This is a genomic window from Ralstonia sp. VS2407, assembly GCF_052950655.1.
Map to the genome: position 1 here is coordinate 20277 of NZ_JBRFVG010000015.1, position 21636 is coordinate 41912.

At 64.6% G+C, this 21636-nt stretch carries 19 protein-coding genes; 12 read left to right on the forward strand and 7 right to left on the reverse strand.

From position 1 onward, the window contains the following. The first annotated feature begins 12 nt into the window (after window positions 1-12). Window positions 13-1494, forward strand: coding sequence for a DegQ family serine endoprotease (locus ACU8YE_RS20640; protein ID WP_446929473.1), 1482 nt, complete (start codon window positions 13-15; stop codon window positions 1492-1494). 126 nt (window positions 1495-1620) lie between these two features. Here the strand turns inward: ACU8YE_RS20640 and ACU8YE_RS20645 are convergent, their stop codons facing one another. Then, a complete protein-coding gene (locus ACU8YE_RS20645; protein WP_446929474.1) occupies window positions 1621-2199 on the reverse strand; it encodes a chorismate mutase in 579 nt (192 codons plus the stop codon). 208 nt (window positions 2200-2407) lie between these two features. On the opposite strand from ACU8YE_RS20645, the gene ACU8YE_RS20650 reads away from it, so the two are divergent. The 7 genes from ACU8YE_RS20650 to ACU8YE_RS20680 all read left to right on the forward strand — a co-directional run bounded on the left by ACU8YE_RS20650 (window position 2408) and on the right by ACU8YE_RS20680 (window position 7082). Next, window positions 2408-2758, forward strand: a complete 351-nt coding sequence (locus ACU8YE_RS20650) for a hypothetical protein (RefSeq protein ID WP_232038942.1) — start codon at window positions 2408-2410, stop codon at window positions 2756-2758. A 74-nt stretch (window positions 2759-2832) separates the two neighbouring features. Continuing rightward, window positions 2833-3159 (forward strand): hypothetical protein, encoded by a 327-nt coding sequence (locus ACU8YE_RS20655; protein WP_446929475.1) that lies wholly within the window; start codon window positions 2833-2835, stop codon window positions 3157-3159. Window positions 3160-3277: 118 nt separating this feature from the next. After that, window positions 3278-3838, forward strand: coding sequence for a dihydrofolate reductase family protein (locus tag ACU8YE_RS20660; RefSeq protein ID WP_322018010.1), 561 nt, complete (start codon window positions 3278-3280; stop codon window positions 3836-3838). A gap of 205 nt (window positions 3839-4043) precedes the next feature. Then, window positions 4044-5657: an alpha,alpha-trehalase TreA gene (treA, locus tag ACU8YE_RS20665; protein WP_316869126.1), complete on the forward strand. Its 1614-nt coding sequence runs from the start codon at window positions 4044-4046 to the stop codon at window positions 5655-5657. A 35-nt stretch (window positions 5658-5692) separates the two neighbouring features. Continuing rightward, complete coding sequence (locus tag ACU8YE_RS20670; protein ID WP_316869125.1) at window positions 5693-5956, forward strand: DUF2164 domain-containing protein; 264 nt, start codon at window positions 5693-5695, stop codon at window positions 5954-5956. A gap of 44 nt (window positions 5957-6000) precedes the next feature. After that, entirely contained in the window at window positions 6001-6372 is a 372-nt protein-coding gene (locus tag ACU8YE_RS20675; RefSeq protein ID WP_343619058.1) for a 2OG-Fe(II) oxygenase, read from the forward strand. A 20-nt stretch (window positions 6373-6392) separates the two neighbouring features. After that, a complete protein-coding gene (locus tag ACU8YE_RS20680; RefSeq protein WP_316869123.1) occupies window positions 6393-7082 on the forward strand; it encodes a Crp/Fnr family transcriptional regulator in 690 nt (229 codons plus the stop codon). A gap of 10 nt (window positions 7083-7092) precedes the next feature. On the opposite strand, the gene ACU8YE_RS20685 is transcribed toward ACU8YE_RS20680, so the two are convergent. The 3 genes from ACU8YE_RS20685 to ACU8YE_RS20695 form a co-directional block, all read right to left on the reverse strand. Further along, entirely contained in the window at window positions 7093-8106 is a 1014-nt protein-coding gene (locus ACU8YE_RS20685) for a 2-dehydropantoate 2-reductase (protein WP_446929476.1), read from the reverse strand. Window positions 8107-8133: 27 nt separating this feature from the next. Next, a complete protein-coding gene (locus ACU8YE_RS20690; protein WP_446929477.1) occupies window positions 8134-9798 on the reverse strand; it encodes an alkaline phosphatase D family protein in 1665 nt (554 codons plus the stop codon). Window positions 9799-9992: 194 nt separating this feature from the next. Next, window positions 9993-11411, reverse strand: a complete 1419-nt coding sequence (locus ACU8YE_RS20695; RefSeq protein WP_446929478.1) for a discoidin domain-containing protein — start codon at window positions 11409-11411, stop codon at window positions 9993-9995. Between the two features lie 946 nt (window positions 11412-12357). Between ACU8YE_RS20695 and ACU8YE_RS20700 the strand changes: the two genes are divergently transcribed. Further along, window positions 12358-13110, forward strand: a complete 753-nt coding sequence (locus tag ACU8YE_RS20700) for an autoinducer binding domain-containing protein (RefSeq protein WP_316869119.1) — start codon at window positions 12358-12360, stop codon at window positions 13108-13110. A gap of 16 nt (window positions 13111-13126) precedes the next feature. Here the strand turns inward: ACU8YE_RS20700 and ACU8YE_RS20705 are convergent, their stop codons facing one another. Next, complete coding sequence (locus ACU8YE_RS20705) at window positions 13127-14941, reverse strand: phosphodiesterase (protein WP_316869118.1); 1815 nt, start codon at window positions 14939-14941, stop codon at window positions 13127-13129. 227 nt (window positions 14942-15168) lie between these two features. Here ACU8YE_RS20705 and ACU8YE_RS20710 point away from each other — a divergent pair, with 227 nt between their 5' ends. Next, window positions 15169-16197: a MerR family transcriptional regulator gene (locus ACU8YE_RS20710; protein WP_446929479.1), complete on the forward strand. Its 1029-nt coding sequence runs from the start codon at window positions 15169-15171 to the stop codon at window positions 16195-16197. Window positions 16198-16268: 71 nt separating this feature from the next. Here the strand turns inward: ACU8YE_RS20710 and ACU8YE_RS20715 are convergent, their stop codons facing one another. Then, the gene (locus ACU8YE_RS20715) at window positions 16269-17153 is read right to left on the reverse strand and encodes an aldo/keto reductase family oxidoreductase (protein ID WP_446929480.1); all 885 of its coding nucleotides are present in this window, start codon (window positions 17151-17153) and stop codon (window positions 16269-16271) included. Between the two features lie 102 nt (window positions 17154-17255). Here ACU8YE_RS20715 and ACU8YE_RS20720 point away from each other — a divergent pair, with 102 nt between their 5' ends. Next, window positions 17256-18170, forward strand: coding sequence for a LysR family transcriptional regulator (locus ACU8YE_RS20720; protein WP_232038955.1), 915 nt, complete (start codon window positions 17256-17258; stop codon window positions 18168-18170). A gap of 100 nt (window positions 18171-18270) precedes the next feature. On the opposite strand, the gene ACU8YE_RS20725 is transcribed toward ACU8YE_RS20720, so the two are convergent. Continuing rightward, window positions 18271-19917: an APC family permease gene (locus ACU8YE_RS20725; protein WP_260803438.1), complete on the reverse strand. Its 1647-nt coding sequence runs from the start codon at window positions 19915-19917 to the stop codon at window positions 18271-18273. A gap of 362 nt (window positions 19918-20279) precedes the next feature. Between ACU8YE_RS20725 and ACU8YE_RS20730 the strand changes: the two genes are divergently transcribed. Further along, complete coding sequence (locus tag ACU8YE_RS20730; protein WP_322018021.1) at window positions 20280-21635, forward strand: MATE family efflux transporter; 1356 nt, start codon at window positions 20280-20282, stop codon at window positions 21633-21635. Window position 21636 lies beyond the last annotated feature (1 nt).

Sequence of the window (21636 nt, forward strand, 5' to 3'; positions counted from 1 at the left end):
GAGGACACGACAATGACACGTCAAACCCTGGCACGCAGTGCGGCTGGCCTGGCCGCTGTGGTCGCCGTTGCAGGCGGCTATGCCTATCTTCAAAAAGACATGATTTCGCGTGCGGTGGCAGCACCCGTGGCCACCGCAGCGGCAACCACCGCGCCCGCTCCTGGCGCAGCTGCGGTGGCTGTTGCGGCGCCCATGGATTTCTCCGGCATCGTCGATCGCTACGGCCCGGCGGTGGTCAACATCAGCACCACCGCGCACGCGCAGCGCACCAGCATGCAAGGACTGCCGCCCGGCATGAGCCCGGATGATCCGTTCTCCGAATTCTTCAAGCGCTTCATGCCGCAGATGCCGCAGCAGCGCGGCGACCAGATCGTGCGCGGTCTGGGCTCTGGCTTCATCGTCTCGGCCGATGGGCTGATCCTGACCAACGCCCACGTGGTGGATGGCGCGCAAGAGGTCAACGTCAAGCTGACCGATCGCCGCGAGTTCAAGGCCAAGGTGCTGGGCGTCGACAAGCAATCCGACGTGGCAGTGTTGCGCATCTCGGCCAAGAACCTGCCGGTGGTGCAAATTGGGAGCCCAGCCAATACCAAGGTGGGTGAGCCCGTGCTGGCCATCGGTTCGCCGTACGGTTTCGAGAACACCGTCACGGCGGGCATCGTGAGCGCCAAGTCGCGCTCGCTGCCGGACGATACCTATGTGCCCTTCATCCAGACCGATGTGGCCGTGAACCCCGGCAACTCGGGTGGCCCGCTGTTCAACCAGCGCGGCGAGGTGATCGGCATCAACTCGCAGATCTACAGCCAGACCGGCGGCTACCAGGGCCTGTCGTTTGCCGTGCCGATCGATGTGGCGATGAAGGTGGAGCAGCAGCTCGTGTCGACCGGCAAGGTCACGCGTGGCCGCCTGGGCGTGGCGGTGCAGGAGGTTGACCAGTCGCTTGCCGACTCCTTCAAGCTGCCCAAGCCCGAAGGCGCATTGGTCAACTCGGTCGAAGACGGCGGCCCCGCAGCCAAGGCCGGCCTGCAACCAGGCGACGTGATCCTGCAGATTGGCGATGCACGTATCGACCGGTCGGGTGATCTGCCCGAACAGGTGGCCGACATCAAGCCTGGGACCACCGTCCCGCTGCAGATCATCCGCCAGGGCAAGCAGACCACGCTGACTGTGACCGTGGGTGCCGCCAAGGACGCCAAGGTGGCGTCCAGTGAAAAAGCTGCGCCCGACCAAGGCCGTCTGGGCTTGGCGGTGCGTCCGCTGCAAGCGGAAGAGAAGCGGCAGAACGGCCTGCCTGGCGGCCTCGTGGTGATGGACGTAACCGGCCCGGCGGCCAAGGTCGGCATCCAGCCCGGCGACGTGATCCTGTCGCTCAACGGCACACCGGTGTCATCGGTGCAGGAGCTGCGCACGCTGGTGGATCGCGCCGGCAAGCATGTCGCGCTGTTGGTGCAGCGTGACGATACGAAGATCTTCGTGCCTGTGGATTTGGGTTGACATACGTTCCGGCGCCACGTCGCCGGGAACATCGCCTCTTCCAGATCAGCCGGTCCTGTTGGGCCGGCTTTTTCGTTCTTGTTTGCGGCGCGTGCCCGATGCGGGCCGCGCCGTTCTTTCACTGGATCAGGGTGCGGTGCAGAGCCGTGCCGTTGCTCGATCCAACGCAATGCGATGCTGGGTGTCGAGCGATTTCTCCTGCGACACTCTGCCGATCTCCTTCGCTACCTGTACGGGGCAATCCGCCTGCCGGCGTGCCGGCGCAGCATCGTGCAACGTTTGCAGAATGGATTTCTGCAGCCCATCGAGCTTGGGGCGAATCACATCCGGCAGGCTCTGCCGCTGCGCGGTGGGCGCGGCGCCGGCCCGGCGCCAGTCGTTCAGCAGGGCGTACTGCACTTCCTTGTTCGCCTCGATCTGGTCTGTGAAGACATCGCTCACGTCCGCGGCCGCCAGGCCGTAGGCGGGCGCCTGCGCCGAGGCATTGGCGATGACCTTGGCTTCGCGCGCCGGGTCGTAGACCGACTGGCCACTGTCCCATTTGCTCAGCGCAACCTGATCGGCGGTGACCAGGCGATCCGCCAGATGGCGGAGCAGCGGTGCGAAGGCGCCTTCCTGGGCGTGAGCCTGGGTGGCGAAGCTCGCCGCCAACAGCAGGGTGCAGGCAATTCGGGGTGTCATCAACGTGTTAAAGGCGTTCTTCATGCTAAGTACCGGTCGATAGCTGCGTGTCATGAGACTGGGAGCGGCAATCATACCGAAGCGCTGACCGGCCGGCGTGCGCAACGTTGTTCCGATGCCCGCCGTTAGGCCGTTTGCACGTGCTGTCTGCCACAAACCCAGGTATCATGCGGGCTACGCGCCGTGTTTGTCCGCAAAGCCTGCGGCGGCGCGGCTAGCTGAGCATACGACGATGGATTTCTACCCCGATCTGGAAGGTTTGCCGCTGTTCGCCAAACCCGCTTTCGGCTGGGAGGAACCGGCGTCGGCATCGCCAGCCGACACTTCCCCCACCAAACCCCGCCGCTTGCGCCGATGGCGCGGCCCAATCACCCATTGGGAACGCGGCTACCGCTCCCACTACTACCGCGACAAGCGCGGCAAGAAGCTCGGTGAAATCCACCTGAGCCCGCGCGGTCAGGCACCGCTGCTCTACCGCTGGCTCGCCGGTACGCTCTCGGGCATCGAGGGGTCGCTCACGCACGCACGCATGCGGGTCGAAGAGGCGATCGGGTTTGGGATGCGGCAGATGGCGTTGTTCTGAACGCCCTCGTCCGGCGTGTCGATGGGCACGGCCGATGCGTCAACGTTGGGTTCACCACGACGAGGAGAACCCCCATGCCAACCATCGTCCGCATCTTCACAGACCATGCCGCTGCTGAGGCGGCCCGCGAAGCCGTATTGAATACCGGCCTCACCCTGGAGCGCGTCTCGCTGTCGCATCAGGGTGACGAGGCAGGTGCCTTGTGCGGCAACTTCCTTTGCGGCGACTACGAGCCCGGCGGCGAGAACGCCGAGACCTACGAGCGCAAATTCCAGAACGTCGTGATCGGCGGGCGCTTTCTGCTGACCATCGATGCCGAGCCCACCCAGGTTGATGCCGCCGAAGCTGCGTTACAGCCCGCTGGCGGACATGCCGTGGACGATCTCGGGCCGAAGCGTTGATCGTCCTGTGCGGCGGTCCCGGAATGCACGTGTTGCACCCCTGACCCGTCGGGCGCGCAAGGCAACGACAATCCGAACGACGTAGCATTTAGCTCCTGAGTTTCAACGGGAGCCCGCCATGTCGAAGACGCAGTATTACGCCGCTGCCACCCTGGACGGCTTCATCGCCACGACGGATCACTCGCTCGATTGGCTGATGCAGTTTGGCTCGCTGGAAGGCACAAGCTACGACAGCTTCATTCGCGACGTCGGCGCGCTGGCGATGGGCGCGTCCACGTACGAATGGCTGCTTCGCGAACTGGCCAAGCCCGGCCCCGAGGGGCAAGCCCAGCCATGGCCTTACGTGCAGCCTGCGTGGGTCTTCACATCGCGCACGCTGCCGGCGGTGCAAGGCGCAGACGTCCGCTTCGTGCATGGTGAAGTGGCGCCCGTGCACCGCGACATGCTCGCTGCAGCCGGCGGGCGCAATCTGTGGATCGTTGGCGGCGGTGAACTCGCCGGCAAATTTCTCGATGCGGGGCTGCTGGACGAACTGATCGTGCAGGTGATGCCTGTCACGCTGGGCACCGGGCTGCCGCTGTTGCCACGCCGCATCGTACAGCCCGCGCTCAAGCTCACTTCCGCCGTGCCCTACAAGAACACCTTCGTCGAAATGCGCTACGAGGTCGTGCGCGGGTAGCGCATATTTCAGCGCAGGGTCGCCGGGCCGGATGACCGCGCCGCGCATCGCCGCCCATCAGCAAATTGCTTGCCCGCAGAGCCTGATACGGCGCCATTCCTGCCACTTGGGTTTGCCGCCGTTTGCGCAAAACCTGTCGATTTGACAACGCTGTCGGCGTCTCCTTTTCTGGACTGGATTTCCGTCCACCAGGCAGGAGATGACGATGCATCGACAGGCTCACTTTTTGATCCGGCGCCGTGTGGCGAACGTTGCCGCATGGCTGGCGTTTGGTTTGGCGGCCTCGTCCGCGTTGGCCGATGTGGGCGTGGGTGCCGCACTGCCGCCGTCGCCCGACAAGCTCTATGGCGACTTGTTCGTGGCGGTGCAGACGGCGCAGGTGTATCCGGATCAGAAGACGTTCGTCGATGCGGTGCCCAAGGCCGCGCCGGCCGTCATCCTCCAGGCGTATCAGGCACAGAAGGGCGTGCCGGGCTTCTCGCTCAAGGCGTTCGTCGACCAGTACTTCACGCCGCCGGTGGATACGCCGGTGACGCCGCCGGCGGGGCAATCCTTGCGCGCGCACATCGACTGGCTGTGGCCGGCCCTCACACGCACAACGACCAGCGCGCCTGACAACAGCTCGCTCATTCCCCTGCCCAAGCCTTACGTGGTGCCTGGCGGCCGTTTTCGCGAGGGCTATTACTGGGATACCTACTTCACCATGCTTGGCCTGCAGGAGGCCGGCCGCGAAGACCTGGTCGACAACATGCTCGACAACTTCGCCTATGCCATCGACCAGTTCGGCCACATCCCGAACGGTAATCGCACCTACTACCTGAGCCGCTCCCAGCCGCCGTTCTTTGCGTTGATGGTGGAGCTGGCCGCGCAGCAGGAGGGCGACGCGGCGCTCAAGCGCTACCTGCCGCAACTTCGCAAGGAATATGCGTACTGGATGCGCGGCGCCGCCACTACGCCCGCCGGGCAGGCGAGCAGCAACGTCGTCGTCATGCGCGACGGCACTGTGCTCAACCGCTACTGGGACGACCAGGACACCCCGCGCCCCGAGTCCTATCTGCAAGACGTGACCACCGCGCAGCAAACACCCGCACGCCCTGCCAACGAAGTCTGGCGCGACCTGCGCGCAGCGGCTGAAAGCGGCTGGGATTTCAGTTCGCGCTGGTTTGGCGACAACGCTACGCTGGGCACCATCCGTACGACGTCGATCGTGCCGGTGGATCTGAACAGCCTGATGTTCCAGCTTGAGAAGACGATTGCGCGCGGCTGTACAGCGGCGCGCGATTTTGCGTGCACGGTGGAATACTCCGTGCGCGCCGGAAAACGTGCCGTCGCCATCGAGCGCTACCTGTGGCACCCGGCCGGCTACTACGCAGACTACGACTGGCAGCTCGGCCGCATTCGCGACAACAAGTCCGCCGCGATGACCTATCCGCTGTTTGTGGGCGCTGCACGCCCAGACCGCGCGTGGAAGACATTGCAATGGACCCAGCAGGCGCTGCTGCAGGTGGGCGGGTTGTCGACCACGACCTTCAAGACCGGCCAGCAATGGGATGCCCCCAACGGCTGGGCGCCGCTGCAATGGATCGCACTGCGCGGGGCGCAGCGATACGGTTGGCAGCCGCTTGCGCAGGCGATCGGTGAGCGCTTTCTCGGCAGCGTGGAGCAGCTCTACGCCAGCCAGCAGAAGCTCGTCGAGAAATACATCGTCGATGGAACGGGCACGGGCGGCGGCGGGGGTGAGTATCCGTTGCAGGACGGCTTCGGCTGGACCAACGGTGTCACGCTCAAGCTGCTGGATGCGTATGGCCGCGGGCAGTAAGCTGGCGGTTTCTTCCGCCACCACCGGCCCCTCGCATGCCCATCGAACTTGACCGCGACGTCCGCGCAGAAGCCGTTCGATCCATCCAGCGCTACTTCAACGAGCACATGGAAGAGCGCATCGGCAACATCCAGGCCGGTGCGCTGCTGAGTTTCTTTCTGGAAGAGATCGGCCCGGTGGTCTACAACCTTGCCGTGCAGGAGGCGCAGGAACGCCTGCACACGCGTGTGGCCGAGCTGGATTACGAGTGCCACCAGGAGCCGTTCGGATACTGGCAGAAATTCGACAAGCGCCGATAGTTCCCGGCTACCATGCCCGGATTCCATCGGGCTGCTTCGTTTCCATGTCTTCCTTGCGCGCATTCTTCAGCACGGCCTTCCGCTGGCAGCGCGGCCGCCAGGGCACCGGCTACGACAAGATGCTGCTGGCCACCGCGCCGTGGCCCATCCCGTTTGACAGCTACCTGATCCGCTATCCGGACGGTTCGGAAATTCCGCCGCATACCGACCCCGTCACCAACGGCCGGCACTATCGGCTGAACATCGTGCTGAAGTCGCCGCGGGCCGGCGGCGAGTTCGTTTGCGCCAGCCCGATCTTCCAGACGCGGCGTATCAAGCTGTTCCGCCCCGATGCGTGCGAGCACAGCGTGACGCGCGTGGTGGGGGGCAGCCGCTATGTGCTGTCGGTTGGGTGGGTGTTAGGGCGCCGGCGCTGAGCGGCGGAAACTGAATCGTGATGAACGCATTTGCCGCCAACCCCTGGTTCCGGAGCCTTCCTCCGCACGTTGCCGACGCGCTACTCGAAGCCACGGTGCCCCTGCACATCGCCGCCGGTGCATTTCTCTTTCGCCAGGGCGATCCGATGGACGCCAGTTCGCACGCATTCTTTGGCGTGGCCAGTGGCGCGCTCAAGCTCTCCATCTTCAATGCCGATGGAGACGAGGCCATCCTCACGTTGGTGGAGCCAGGTAACTGGTTTGGCGGGGTGTCGACGCTTGATCAACAACCGCGCGGCCATTGCGCAATTGCGCTGGAAGATTCGGACGTGCTGGGGGTGAGCGTGGCGCGCTTTGAAGCATTGATGCGCGACGCTGCATTTGCCGGAGCGATTGCGCGACTGGTGGCGACGCGCTTGCGCCTGGCGTATGGCTCGCTGGCGAGTGCGGCGTTGCACGGCACGCGGGCGCGCGTGGCGCGGCGTATTGCTTCGCTCGCGCACGGCGACGTGTCGCAATCGGCAGAAGGCCGCGCGAGCATCTCCACCTCGCAAGACGCGCTGGCGATGATGCTGGGCATCAGCCGGCAGACGCTCAGCAAGGAGCTGCAGGCGCTGGTCAAGCTCGGTGCGATCCGCCTGCGCTATGGGCACATCGAGATTCAGGACATGGCGCTGTTGCTTGGCGCCAGCGAAGCCGGCGCCGACTAACCCGCCGCCCCTAGCTCGACGCCCCCAAGGCCGCCAGCAGATCGTTGCCCGACCAGCTCGGGCGCGTGGCGGCCGATTCGGCAGCATGCACCATCGCACACAGTTGCGCATTCACCGGCGCGCGTTGCCCGAGGCGCTTCGCCAAGCGCACAACTTCGCCGTTGATCCAGTCGACTTCGGTCTTGCGCCCGGCGGCCAGATCGTCGGACATGGACGAACGCGCGAGCGGATCGATGGCGAGCATCTTGCCGGCCAGCCGCGCAAACACCGCGTCAGGTGTGGCGAGCAGGCGTGGAATCCACGTCGGCGGTATCGGCGTCAGTTTGGCGGGCTGGATGCCCGCGCGGGACAGCAGCCGGAGCGCTTCCATCTGCGCCAGCGCGAGGCAGCGCCGGTACGCACGCTGCGACAGCTCTTCCTTCAGCGGCCGGTTGGCCAGTGCGTTGATGGCGTTGTTCAGGTTGAGCAGCAGCTTGGCCCATTGCACGGCTGCCATGTCGGTGCGTTCCGTGAGCGGCAGACCCGCGCGGCGGAAGTCATCGAGAAACGGGTGCAGCGCGGGGGATGCTGCCACTTCCAGCTCGCCGCCCGTGCCTTGATGGAAAGCGCCCGGGCCAGGCTGCATCACATTGAAGGGCACCATGCCTGCTAGCACGGTGTGCTGCGGCAGAGTGGCCCGCAGCGCGTCGGCATTGCCAAGCCCGTTTTGGAAGCTGACGACGATGGCGCCGGCGCGCAGCACGGGCTTCAGTTCATCGGCGACGGATTGCGTGGCGGCAGATTTGACCGTGACGAGCACGAGATCGGCATCGGCGGGAGCGCCGGGATCCGTCACGTAGCGCACGTCAGCCGGCAGTACTTGCCAGCGGCCGTTGCGATAGTCCGTCAAGGTGAGACCGTGCGCGCGCAGCTCGTTGCCGATGCGCGCGCGGCCGACCAGCGAAACATCGGCGCCGGCCGCCAGCAGACGGCCACCCAGATAGCAGCCGATCGAGCCGGCCCCCACGATGCAGATCTTCGCCATGCGTCTCCTTGTTGTTGCGCTGGCACCTCAAGCCAGGCGCGGCACCTCGTACACCAGGGCCGGCTGCAGTGTATCGATGGCTTCCACCGGCTCGGGCGGGCGCCACATGAACAGCGAGAAGGTCATCTTCTCGGGCGTCACGTCGATGATGGTAAAGCCGTTTTTCTCGGTTGGGCGCAGCGCCTCCTGCATGGCGACGGACAGCGCTGGCGTGGTCTCGATGCTGCGGAATGCCGACGGGAAGGCGAGGTCGCCGGTGCCCAGCGTGCCTGTCATGACTGTATGCACTGGATGGGCGAATGCCAGATCGCCCGAGCGCGACATCGACCCGGCTGCCGATGCATGGAAGTCGCCCTGCACGATCACGGCCGCGCGCTGCTTCTGCTCGGCCAGCGCCGCCACCAGGCGCTGGTGCTGCGTGTGCCAGCCGGCCTGCCAACCGGGCTTGGGCTGGTTGGCAACGAGGCGGCCGGTCTTCCTGTCGAGCAGGTCCGGGTACCAGTCCCCCAGCTTGCCCGAGGAATACGCAAACGGCAGCGAAGGCACGTGGAAAAAATGCGCGGTGTCTTCGGCGCGCGTACGTGCCACGAGCCAGTCTTCCACCCACTGAGGTACCACGCGTGCGTGGATGCCCTTGTTGTCGAGAAAGCGCCGGCAGTCGTACAGCACGGCTTCGAGCAGCGCACCGTAGCGCAGCGTGCCGAAGGCGCTGTTGGTGTCGGCGGGCATGCCGGCCTTGTCACCGCCAGGCAGCCACACGGGGCGGTTCGCGTCGGGCAGAAATTCGGGGTAGTAGCGGCGCTGTGTCAGCTCTGCGCCGACTAGGCCGTACGGCTCCGGCGGCAGGGTGGCCACCTTGTCGTCAAACTCGTCGTTCTCGAAGGTATCGTGGTCGTCGGTCAGGAAGTACGCGGGCGTGGAGCGCAGCGTGGTGCCGTACAGCCCGCTGATCTGGTAGTCGCACACGCGCGTGAAGATGGCTTCGTTCTTCGGGTGCGACATCGGCACCGATGTGTCGAGCGCGCCGCCAAACTTCGCCCACATCAGTTCGCGCACCTGGCGGGCGAACGGCTTGTTCTGCGAGGTCTGCAGATCCCAGTAGATGTGGTCGCCGTTGGCGATGACGGTGTCGGGCGCGAACGACATGCCGCGCGCGAGCAGGCGGCGGCGCGCTGTCATGTCGAGCCACGCGGTCTTGCCGGCCACCGGCGGGCCATCGTAGCCGCCTGCGCAGGTGTAGGCCAGGATGCGCAGGCGCGCGGGTGTGGCGTCGGGTGCGGGAAAGGTGCGCAGCGGCCACGCGTCGGCCAGCGGCTTGCCGGCCGCATCGACAATGCGCAGCATGTATTGCGTGGCGGGCTGCAGGCCACGCGCATCGAAGCGCCAGAAGCGGCCGGCGGTATCGGTTTGCTCGCCGGCGACGCGCTTGCCGTTGACCACTAGCCACGGCGCACGTGCAAGCGGCGCCTGGAACGAAGCCTTGATGAGAAAGCGGTCGTGGCTGGCCGCGGGAATCAGATGCGCGAGCTGGCCGGCATGCCAGTTGGCGTCGGCGGCACGTGCGGCGGCTTGTGCGCCTTCCGGCAGGCTCAGGCCCAGCGCGCCGAGGCCCGCGGCGGCGGTGCCTAGCGTCAGGAAATCGCGCCGGCTCATACCGTGCGCAGGCGTCTTCGGGGGTGTGCGGGAGGGCATCGTGATCCTCTGGCGTGGTGCGGAGACGCCATCGTGCCGAGTCGTACCCATGCTGAATGTTCAGCTTTTGACAATCTAGGGGTAGGTCCCAATGCGGGCCGCTCGTCGACTCCATGACCAATGACAAACGCCCCGCTGGCCGAAGCCAGCGGGGCGTTTGTCATGTCAGACGATGCTGATGCGGAGGCTGCGGCTTAGTAGCCCCACACCTGCATCTCATCCAGCGAGTAACCCCACTGCGTGGCGCGCTGCGTGCCGTACATGCGCACATAGCGGCCGCTGCCCTTGAGGTTGGCCAGCGATGTGTGGCCCCACGAGGCACCGCTCGAAGTCGAGTAGATGTTCGTCCAAGTCACGCCGTCGTTCGAGGTCTGGATGTAGTACACCTTGGCGCCAGCGTCCCAGTAGAGGTCGACGCCGGTGATGGTGCGGGTCGAGCCCAGATCGACCCTCAGCCATTGCGCGCCGGCCACGCCTTCCACCGAATCCCAACGTGTGTTGGTGGTGTTGCCGTCGAACGCGTAGGCCGGGCCGAGGCTGGCGCTGTAGCTGGTGGACGCGCTGGCCGGCTTGCCCTGCGAGAGCAGGGTGACAGCCTGTGCAGCGGCCGTCGGCGTGCCGGGGTAGTAGTTCGAACCGAGCTTGGCTTTGGTCGTGTCCGAGTTCACCCCGAACTGCGACAGGCTCCAGCGCTGGCCATTGCTCGCGTCGCCCAGGTAGAGCTGGTAGCCGCCCGCACTCGTCGACGAGAAGAACACGTAGTTCGTGCCGTTCACGGGCGACGGATCAGAGTTGTTGCTGTTGCAGTCGTTGAGCGTGAGCTGGTTGGGTGTGTCGCTCGGGTTGACCTTGGTGTAGATCTGGTCGGCCTGGCTCGTGGCGTCATGCCAGCGGGCATAGAAGACGGTGCCGTCGGCGCGCACGATCGGGTAGTACGTCGCCAGGCCGGCGGGCGTGTCGAACGCCACCTTGGTGGTGCTGCCCACGGTCTGCTTGTAAAGGCCCATGCCCGAGCCCGTGCCCGTGGTGTAGTAGACGGCCGTGCCGTCCGGCGTCGCAAACGGCATCGAGTTTTCCAGCGTCGGTGCCGTGCGCGTCAAATTCACCGTCGAGGTGAAGACGGGGCCCGAGCTGGTGTACGACAGCGCAGCCTGCATGACATCACCGTTCTGCTTGAAGAACAGCGATTTTCCGTCGGTGCTGAACTTCGGATCTTCATTGCGCGTCTGGCCGGTGCTGTTGGTCAGGTTGATCGGCATGTTGGTCGAACCGACTTGCCAGAAGAACACGTTCCACGCGTTGTTGGTGATGCCCATGAAGGCGATCCACTTGCCGTCTGGGCTGAACACCGCATTCATCGGGTCTTGGATGCCCCAGGCCGCCTTCGACACCTGCTGCAGCGTGCGTGCCGAAAAATCGTAGATGAAGATCTGGCTGGTGCCGTCGCCGTAGCTGACGTAGCTGTGATACGCGAGCTTGCCGGTCAGGCTGGCGGGGAAGCTCGTGTTGGATTGCGTGGGCGGATTGGCAACGCAGTTGGCCTGGGCGCCAGCAGAGAACAGACCGAGGGCTGCGGTGGCGACAAGGCCAAGAGACATCAGAGTGGAGCGCATGAAACGGGACTTCCTATGCAAATGGGTCAGTGGGGCGGGGATTACCGCCGCATTAAGTCCGCGTCACTTTTCTGAATTTGGGCAAAGCTCCGCCAATTCCGGGAAATCCGGATTTGAAAAAGCGCCACAAACCGGGGGAGTGACGAAGATAAAGACGCGCCAGAAAACCCTGTTGCTTCGTACCGTCGTGTTTCTTGTCGGGGCCTCGACTACATCGAGAGGGCGAGTCGCGGACCAGACTGTAAGGGTTTCACTGACACTGTGAAACCCCAATAAGAACGCCGTTCTTGCCCTAATTCGCTGCCGTGGTAGCGAATCGCCACACGCACGTGTAAATCTGACACGTCAAATTTTCCGGACGTCGGTCAAACTGCACGTGCGAAGGCGTTATTGTTATTTTTACTGCGGCGTTTTGCCGCGCCCCCGCGGTGCAAACCTTGCTGGGTGTCGCGTTTGCGCACCATTCGGAAGTGGCGTCGGCGCACGCTTTGCGGCGTTTTCAATACGGCAAGCGTGTCATGCGCTGCGAGGCGCACCTATGCCGCCCCCAACCGGCATTGGCGGAAGCCGACGGTACGAATTCGGCCTACCTCGGCGTTGTAAAAAAAAGCTGGCCCCTGTAGCCAGCTTGCAATGTCGAGGGCGGGTATGCCGTATATAAAAAGCAGATTTAAATAATGAATGTTGTTTTGCGCAAAAGTGTTTGGCAATCAATTCATTTATTTCTGTATTGCGCTATTCCTGTATTCGAGAAAATCTACTAATTGCATTGGCTATGCGTGGCCTGCAATTCGTTTCGGATTAGGTATAGTTTCAGCACGCCAATGATTGCCCTTGGTAAAACGCAAGACAGACCACGCTCTCCGCCCGTTTGAAATAAGGAAGGCCGATAAGCGGGAATGGGCGCGGGCATGGCGATTTAGGGGGGGCTCTGGAGGCCGAGGGAATGGGCGTTTACAACCAAGTGCCGCATGGCTGCGCAATATCCTGGCGGGCGGCATTGCTGCGCGAGTTGACTGCCCCGCGCGATGCCGATGCAGTCATCCGCTGCCTGCAGAAGGCGGTGGTTCTGCTCGGCTTCGACTATTGCGCCTACGCCCTGCGTGCAGCGATTCCGATCACGCGCTTCAACACCATCTGCTGGAGCACCTATCCGGAGCCCTGGTGCGAGCATTACCGGTTGCGCGGCTATTTGGCCGTCGACCCGGTCTTGCAGTTCGGGCAGCGCTGCATCAAGCCAACGCTGTGGTCCAGCATCGCCACCGCAGACGCGCCGTTCTGGATCGACGCGCGCCGCCATGGGTTGAACCACGGTTGGTCGCACACCATACGAGATCACACCGGCATCTTCGGTACCTTCAGCCTGGTGCGCCGCGCCACGCCCATCACCGAAGATGAGCTGGCCGCGAGCGAGCCCGAAATGATCTGGCTGAGCCAGCGCGCGCACGCCAGCCTCAGCACGCTGATGGCCGAAAAAGTCTTGCCCGATGCCGCCACGCGTTTGAAAGAGGTGGAGCGCCAGACGCTGCACTGGACGGCCGAAGGCAAGACGGCGGCCGAAGTCGCGGCCATCCTGGAGATGACAGAGCGCAACGTGAACTTCCACATCCGCAACGCCATCATCAAGCTCAACGCCGCCAACAAGACGCATGCCGTGGTGAAGGCCGCGCTGATGGGGCTGATTCCGGCGATGGCGTAGCGTGGGCTCAGCGGTGTCATGCGATGGCCCGCACGGCAGGGGCAGGGCGCATGGCTTCCAGATGGAAGCCGTTTTCGCTTTGCTTGGCACGTCGCTTGGCCAGGGCTGCGGCGGTGCCGATGTCATCGCTGTTGTGCGCCGCTCCGGGATATACGTGCAGCGCGCCCACCGCGATGGTCACGAAGCGGAAGAACGTGGGCAGGCCCTTGCGGTCTTCTGCATGGATGCCGCCCGCCGCGCGGTCCGCCGGCGTGTACATGGCGAGCGCGTTGGCGTTGAACGCTGCCATGGCTTGCGTGATGCGCGCCTGCCAGTCGGCGCTCTGAAACAGGATCAGGAAATCGTCGCCGCCCACGTGGCCAAGAAAATCCCGTGTGGGCTCGCATGCGTTGGCCAGCACGGCAGCGGCCATCTTCAGCATTTCGTCACCTTGCCAATAGCCGTACTGGTCGTTGAAGGGCTTGAAGTGGTTGAGGTCCACATAACAGGCGTAGAACTCCGCGCGCGCTTCCAGCAAACGTTCAATGTGCAGGTTCAACGGAATGTTGCCCGGCAGGAACGTGAGCGGGTTGGCGTAGCGCGCGGCTTCGATGCGGATTTCCGTCACGGTGCGCACAAGCTCTTCACCGGTGCCCAGGCCCAGGTAGCGGCCATGTTCGGTGATGATGAAACCGTCGGTCAGGTAGCGCTGGTCTTCGCTCATCAGCAGCGCCGACATGTCTTCCAGCGAAGCGGATTTTTCCACCAGCACCGGCTGCCGGTTCGCAAACGCGAGTGCCGGTTTCTTGCCGTACAGCTCGCGGTGATATGGCATCGCATAGCGGTCGATAAAGGCTCGGCGAGCGATGAGCGCGAGCGGGCGCCCGTCTTCGTCGAGCAGCGCCATGGCGTGCAGATCGGGGTGGCGGTTGAACAGGTGCAGCACGTCGTCGTTGCTGCTGCGCAAGGGCAGCGTGGGCGCGACGCGAAGCAGCTTGCTGGCCGTGATGGCGCGCCAGCCCACGCGCACAGCCTGCGGAAACACCGCAATCTGCGAAGACTGCAGCACGCGCGCGGCGTGGCTCGACATGTCGCTCGCCGGCTTGTCCTGTGGACGCGCCAGGAAGAAGCCCTGCCCGAAGCGGATGCCCAGGTCGCGCACCACGCCCAGTTCGTCTTCAGTTTCCAGCCCTTCGGCAATGATGCTGGTGGCGCCGCCCTTGAGCGTCTGTTGCAGTGTGCGTGCCATGTCCAGCTTGGCCGGGTGCTTGGCAATGTCACGCAGGAAATACTTGTCGAGCTTGATGAAGTCGGGCGTGAGTTCGATCAGCAGGTTCAGGTTGGCATTGCCCGTGCCGAAATCGTCAAGCGCGCATTGCAGGCCAAAGTCGCGTGCCACCGACAGTGCCTCGGCAAAGCTGGCCAGATCGTCGATGGGCGTCTGCTCGGTCAGCTCGATGACGATGCGCGAGGGGTGCAGGTCGTGGTCGGCAATGGCATGCAGCAGGCGGGCATGGTCTTCCAGTAACTGGCGTACACCCAGCGCGCTGAAGTTCAGGAACAGCTTGCCCGGCAGCCGCATCGTCGAGAAATTGGCGATGGCCAGACGCGCGGCAGTGGTCTCCAGGGCAATCGTGCCCGCGGTGTCCGACGCTGCGCCAAACAGCGCTGCGGGTGACTCCATGGCCGAACCCACCGGTCCGCGCAGCAGCGCTTCGTAGCCGAGCACCTCGGTGGTGGATAGGCGGAAGATCGGTTGGAACACCGTGCGCAGCATCTCGGGCGCAATGCCCGCGGGCAAGGGAAGCGGTGAGAAAGTCATGACGTTGGCGGCAGACGCAAGATCGGACATTCCGCTAAACGACCCGCTGAACACAGAGTTGAATGAACTTTTTGTGACGCACGCAGCGGCGCGGGTTCGCGGCGCATGGTCCCCACCACAGAGGGGACTGGTCCAGAATGCTGGACGCGCCTGCGTCTTCCCGGGGGCGCCGTTCATTGCGATCCGATCACGCCGTGCTTGACCCTCACATTGTGTGAGGTCCTAGCCTGTGTCCAAGCCAGAAGACAGGAGCCACCATGTTGTTGAAAGTGGGCGATCTCGCCAAACGCTGCGGCCTCACGGTGCGCATGCTGCACCACTACGACACCATCGGCCTGCTCACGCCTTCGGCCCGCTCCGACAGCGGCTACCGGCTGTACGACAAGGCCGACGTCGCGCGCCTGCACCAGATCCAGGCGTTGCGGCGCTTCGGCATGTCGCTGGCCGATGTCGGAGCTTTCCTGGCCAATCCGGATATTCCCCTCACCACGATCGTGGAACGGCAGATTGCGATGCTCGATCAGCAGATCACGCAAGCCAGCGTACTGCGCGATCGGTTGTCGCGGCTGCACGGCCAGCTCGTGCGCCAAGAGGAGCCCGAATTGACCGAGTGGCTCACAACCTTGGAATGGATGACCATGTACGACAAATATCTTTCGCAGGAAGAACGTGCCCGTGCCGAACGCATGGATGCCGATACGGCCCGTCATGAGCGGTGGGCGGCGCTGGTGTCGATCGTGCAGGATGCAATGACGCGCCAGGTGCCTTCACGCAGCAGCGAGGCGCAGGCGCTCGCCAAGCAGTGGATGGCGTTGCTCGCGCAGGATGCGGCGCTCGACCCGATCCTCTCGGCCAAGCTGCACAAAATGCACATCAACGAGCCGGCGTTGCAGGAGCGCACCGGCATCAGCCTGGAAATGCTCGACTTCATCATGGAGGCGGCCAACGAAACCAAGCTGGCGATCTATGCGAAGTATCTGTCGGCGCAAGAGCTGCAGTTCATGCGCGAGAACTTTGGCAAGCGCGCCAACGAGTGGCCGACCTTGATTGCAGAGGTGCGCCAGCATCTGGCCAAGGGCACGCCGGCGCATGCGCCTGCCATGCAGCAGCTCGCGCGCCATTGGATCGAATTGTTCCGCGCGTATGCGGGGGACGATCCGCAAACGCAAGCCAAGGTGCGACTGGCAATGGAGCGCGAGCCCGAGCTATCCGCGAGCCCGTGGATGGGCCCGGACCTGATCGCCTATGTGCGCGAGGCGATGGAAGGGCTGATGAAGGCGGCGTAGCAGCGGCGCAGACGGCGGGTACCGATCGCGTTCGATGATGACCGAAGGGCCCGTTGGTCGTTTGCACAAAATCAGGCGGCCTCGTCCGTGGAAAGCGCGACGGCGTCGAGGTCGCGCATCGCATCTTCCGGCAACGTTATCGTCGCCGCGCCCAGGTTCTCATGCAGATGGGCGACCGACGAGGTGCCCGGGATCACCAGGATGTTCGGCGACCGGTGCAGCAGCCAAGCGAGTGCCGTCTGCATCGGTGTTGCACCGAGCCGCGCTGCCACATCGTTGAGCGTGGACGATTGCAGCGGGTTGAACCCGCCCAGCGGAAAGAACGGGACATACGCGATGCCGTCGGCGGCCAGCGTGTCGATCAGCCCGTCGTCGCTTCGGTGGGCGAGGTTGTAGTGGTTCTGCACGCAGACGATCTCGCAGATCCGTTGCCCTTGTGCGATCTGGTTGGCCGTGACGTTGCTCAGCCCGATATGCCGCACGAGTCCCTGCCGTTGCAGCTCGGCCAAGGCCGAGAGGGGCGCCTCGATCGATCCTTCGGCCGGGCCGTGCGTGTCGAACATGATCCGCAAGTTCACCACGTCCAGAACATCCACGCCCAGGTTACGCAGGTTGTCGTGCACGGCTTCGGTCAGCGCCTGCGCTGAAAATGCCGGCAGCCATGCGCCTTGGGCGTCGCGCCTGGCACCGATCTTGGTGACGATGAGCAGATCGTCGCGATACGGATGCAAGGCTTCGCGGATCAACTGGTTCGTGATGTGGGGGCCGTAGAAGTCGCTCGTGTCGATATGGTTGATGCCCGAGGCAACGGCTTCGCGCAATACGGCAAGCGCGGCGTCGCGGTTCTTGGGCGGCCCAAAAACGCCTGGGCCAGCGAGCTGCATGGCGCCATAGCCGAGACGGTGCACCTGGTGGCCGCCGATGGAAAACGTGCCGGATTGAAGGATGGGAGACATGGTCACACTCCTGTGTGAAAGACGAGGTGACGGCAGGTTAGGCGCAAGCTCGCTGCTCGATAAGTGGGCATAATCCGCACGGGTTGTGCGAGAGGGCGAACAATGCAAGTCGATCTGGGTGACCTGAATGCCTTCGTGGCGGTGGCGCAGGCCAAGGGCTTTCGCGAAGGTGCAAGGCTGATGGGCGCGAGCGCATCCGGGCTGAGCGAGGCCGTGCGGCGGCTGGAATCGCAGCTTGGTGTGCGCCTGCTGAACCGCACGACGCGCAGTGTTTCACCCACCGAAGCGGGGCAGCGCCTGCTGACCCGCCTGCGGCCCGCCTTGAGCGAGGTGGAAGCCGCGCTGGACGTGGTCAACAATTTCCGCGAAAGACCTGCCGGCACGCTGAAGCTCAATGTGCCGATGAGCGCCGCGCGGCTTGTGCTGCCTGCCGTCATCCCCGGATTCCTCGAAGCCTATCCTGAGATCCGGCTTGAGGTCGTGGCCGAAGAAAGCTTTGTGGATATTCTGGCAGCGGGCTGCGATGCAGGCATCCGTTATGACGAGCGGCTCGAACAGGACATGATCGCCGTTCCGATCGGGCCGCGAACGCAGCGGTTCGCGACGGCAGCCGCACCCGGCTATCTCGATCGACGCGGTCGCCCCACGCATCCGCGCGACCTGCTCGGCCACGCCTGCATGCGCGGCCGGTTTGCGAGCGGCGCCATGCCGCCGTGGGAATTCGAGCGTGATGGTGAAGTGGTCAACGTGGACCCATCTGGCCCGCTGCTCGTCCGTATTGGTGGCGCGACCGATCTTGTCGTGGATGCCGCCGTCGCAGGCGTCGGCATCGTCCACCTCTACGAAGACTGGCTGCGCCCGCATCTTGTGAGCGGGGCGCTCGAGCCCGTGCTCGAGGATTGGTGGCGGCCGTTCCCTGGGCCGTATCTCTACTACCCGGGACGGCGGCTCGTTCCGGCTCCGCTCCGGGCGTTCATCGATTTCATCAAGGCAGGGTCGGGCCAAGACGCCGTCTGAACCTTAGCAGCTGAGGTTCTCGCTACGGCATCACTGCTGCAACGAAAAAACGCCCGCCGGCAGAACCGGTCGGGCGTTTTTTCTTACGAGCAAAGCGGTATCAGGCGCGTTGCGGCACGGCGCGCGGCGCACGCTTGGTGTCGTGCGCTTGCACGTCGTCATGTACGTGTTCGACTTCATCCAGATAGCGCGTGTGCCAGCCGCTGGCCACGCCCCAGTGGTAGAAGAACAGCGAGAGCACCGCCACGATGCCCATGTCCCAGCCGTAGGGGATGTAGCCGTGGCCGCCGAACTCCGTGCTGCCGCAGTAGGACAGCGCGGCGATGGTCGGCAGGTAGGCGATCATCCACCACGCGCCCTTGAGTTCCGTCTTGAAGTCGGGCCAGCCGGCCTTGGCCTGGTAGTAGAAGTACACGGGCAGCGCCACCAGCATCAGCACGATGATCTCGCCCGTCAGCGGCCACTTGGCCCAGTACAGGATGAGCGATGCGCACACAAACGCGAACGGCGCGATGAGCGAGAGCCCCGGCAGACGCAGCGGGCGATGCAGTTGCGGCGACGTGCGGCGAAGCGACATCACGCTGATCGGCCCCGTCAGGTACGAAATGACCGTCGCCACCGAGATGACAGCCGCCAGCGCACCCCAGCCACGGAAGAAGAACAGGAAGATGAACGACACTGCCAGGTTGAACCACATGGCCGGACGCGACACGCCAAACAGCGGGTGCACGCGGCCGAAGATGGCCGGCATGGTGTTGTTGCGCTCCATCGCGTAGATCATGCGCGTGGTGGTGGCCATGTACGTGCTACCGGTGCCCGACGGGCTGACGAACGCATCGATGTACAGCACGATGGCCAGCCAGTTCAGGTTGAGCGCAATCGCCAGTTGGGCGAACGGCGAGTGGTAATCAATGCCGTGCCAGCCATTGACGAGCGACTCAGGCGGCACCGCACCGAGGAAGGCCACCTGCAGCGCCACGTAGATCACCGCGGCCAGCAGGATCGAACCGATCACCGCGATGGGCACGTTGCGGCCCGGGTTGCGCGCCTCGCCCGCAAGGTTGATCGGGCTCTGGAAACCGTTGAACGCAAACACGATGCCGCTGGTGGCAATGGCGGTCAGCACCGCAGACCAGCCGTACGGGGCGAAGCCCTGTCCCGCCACATTCGCGGCCGAGCTGCCACCAAAGTTGCCCGGGTGGAAACCGGCTGCAACCAGCGCCACCGCTGTCGCGGCCGGAATGATGAACTTGAAGATCGTGATGGCGTTGTTCGCCTTGGCAAACACCTTCACGCCCCAGTAGTTCAGCAGGAAGTACACGACCACGAGCACGGCCGACAGCACCAGCCCAGGCGGCGTCAGCTCACCGTGCTGGAAGAGCGACTGCGCCCAGGGCCACGGCCAACTGCTCATGTACTGGATGGAGGCTTCGGCCTCGATGGGGATGACGGTGACGATGGCGATCCAGTTTGCCCAGGCCGCCACGAAGCCCACCAGTGAGCCATGCGAGTAGCGCGCATAGCGCACCATGCCGCCCGATTCCGGGAACATCGCGCCCAGTTCGGAATACGTCAGGGCAATGGCCAGGATGACGACGGCGCCGATGATCCAGGTGAAGATGGCAGCGGGGCCCGCCACCTTTGCAGCGTGGCCGGCGCCGAACAGCCAGCCGGAGCCGATGATCGAGCCCAGCCCGGTCAGCATCAATGCCCAGGCGCCCAGATTGCGTTGTACGTTTTTTTCCAAGAGGAGTCTCCGCCCCGGCGAGTCGGAAGTTCGACAGGGCATCGCGGTTGCTTACCAGTCCGCTTAGTTCTACCGAGGCGACGCTGTTTGGGCGTCGCCCGCCGTCCCATGTGGTGGGTGTCACCAGCCTAGGACATGCGTGTGCCGGATGATGCGTAGCATCAACCGCACCCGTCCGGCCGCGATGAAAGGCAAAACACGGTGTCTGCCTTCCGGGGGGATTCGCGTATAGTCATCGACGACGTTGTGCGGGGTGCCGCACTTGCCGCCCGATTTCCGGAGCCCGCAATGGGGCGCAATGATAGCGAAATCGTGAACGGTTGCACCGCCTTTTTCATCGTTCCTCGCAGTTTTTTCTCCCCATGGAGTCCTCTTTCGCCACTTCGGTTGCACCTGCGTCACCTGCGCAGTGGCACCGGCGCGTGCTGACGCTGGCGTTTCCCATCGTGCTGGCCAACCTGACGCAGCCGATCCTCTCGGCGGTGGATACCGCCGTGGCCGGCCATCTGCCGGGGCCGGAATACATTGGCGGCGTGGCGCTGGGCGGGGTCTTCTTCAATTTTGTGTTCTGGGGCTTTGGCTTTCTGCGCATGGGCACCACGGGGCTGGTGTCGCAGGCACACGGCGCGGGCGACACGCAGGCGTTGCGGGCGAGCGTGGTGCGCGCGCTGCTGCTGGCCTTTGCCATTGGAGCGGCATTGCTGGTGCTGCAGGTGCCGGCGATCCGCATCACGCTGGCGCTGCTCGGTGCGAGCGAATCCGTCACCCGCATGGCCGAGGTGTATTGCCACGCGCGCATCTGGTCGGCGCCGTTTGCGCTGGCCAACTACGTGGTGCTCGGCACGCTGCTCGGGCGTCAGCAGGTGCGGCGGGCGCTGCTGCTGCAGGTGTTCATCAACACCGTCAACATGGCGGCAGTGCTGGCCCTGGTGCTTGGGGCCGGCATGGGCGTGGGCGGTATTGGCGCGGCAACGGCGCTGGCCGACATTGCGGGGTTTGGGCTCGGCATGCTGCTGCTCTGGCTGCAACGACCCACTGGTCTGCCGACGCTCACGCTCGCTGAATTGCTGGCCCGCGACGCCTGGCGTCGCCTGATGGGCCTGAACACCGACATCTTCCTGCGCACGCTTTGCCTCCTGGCCGCCTTCGGCTGGTTTGCCCACGCGGGCGCCAAGCAGGGCGATGTGGTGCTGGCTGCCAACGCGCTGCTGCTCAATTTCCTGACCTTCATGGCCTACGGGTTGGACGGCTTCGCACACGCGGCCGAAGCGCTGGTGGGCGCCGCCATGGGTGCGCGGGACCGCGCTGCGCTGCGCATGGCGATTCGCGTGTCGACGTTCTGGTCGGTGCTTGGCGCTGGGCTTTTTGCCGCCGTGTATGCGCTGGCCGGCGCCGGCATCATCGGCGTGCTGACCGATCAGCCTGCCGTGCGCGAAGCCGCGCGCCACTATCTGGTGTGGGCGGCGTTGCTGCCGATCGTGTCGGTATGGGGCTTCCAGTTTGACGGCGTGTTCATCGGCGCGACGCGCACCCGTGAACTGCTGGTGACGATGGCCGCGGCGGCTGCCGCGTTCTGGGGCCTGTCGGTCACGCTGCAGCCGCTGTGGGGCAACCACGGGCTGTGGTTGTCGATGCTGGGGTTCATGGCCGTGCGCGGGCTGATGCTTGGGGTGCTGCTGCCGCGCGTGTGGCGCGCGCCCGAACTGCAGGCGGCCTAGG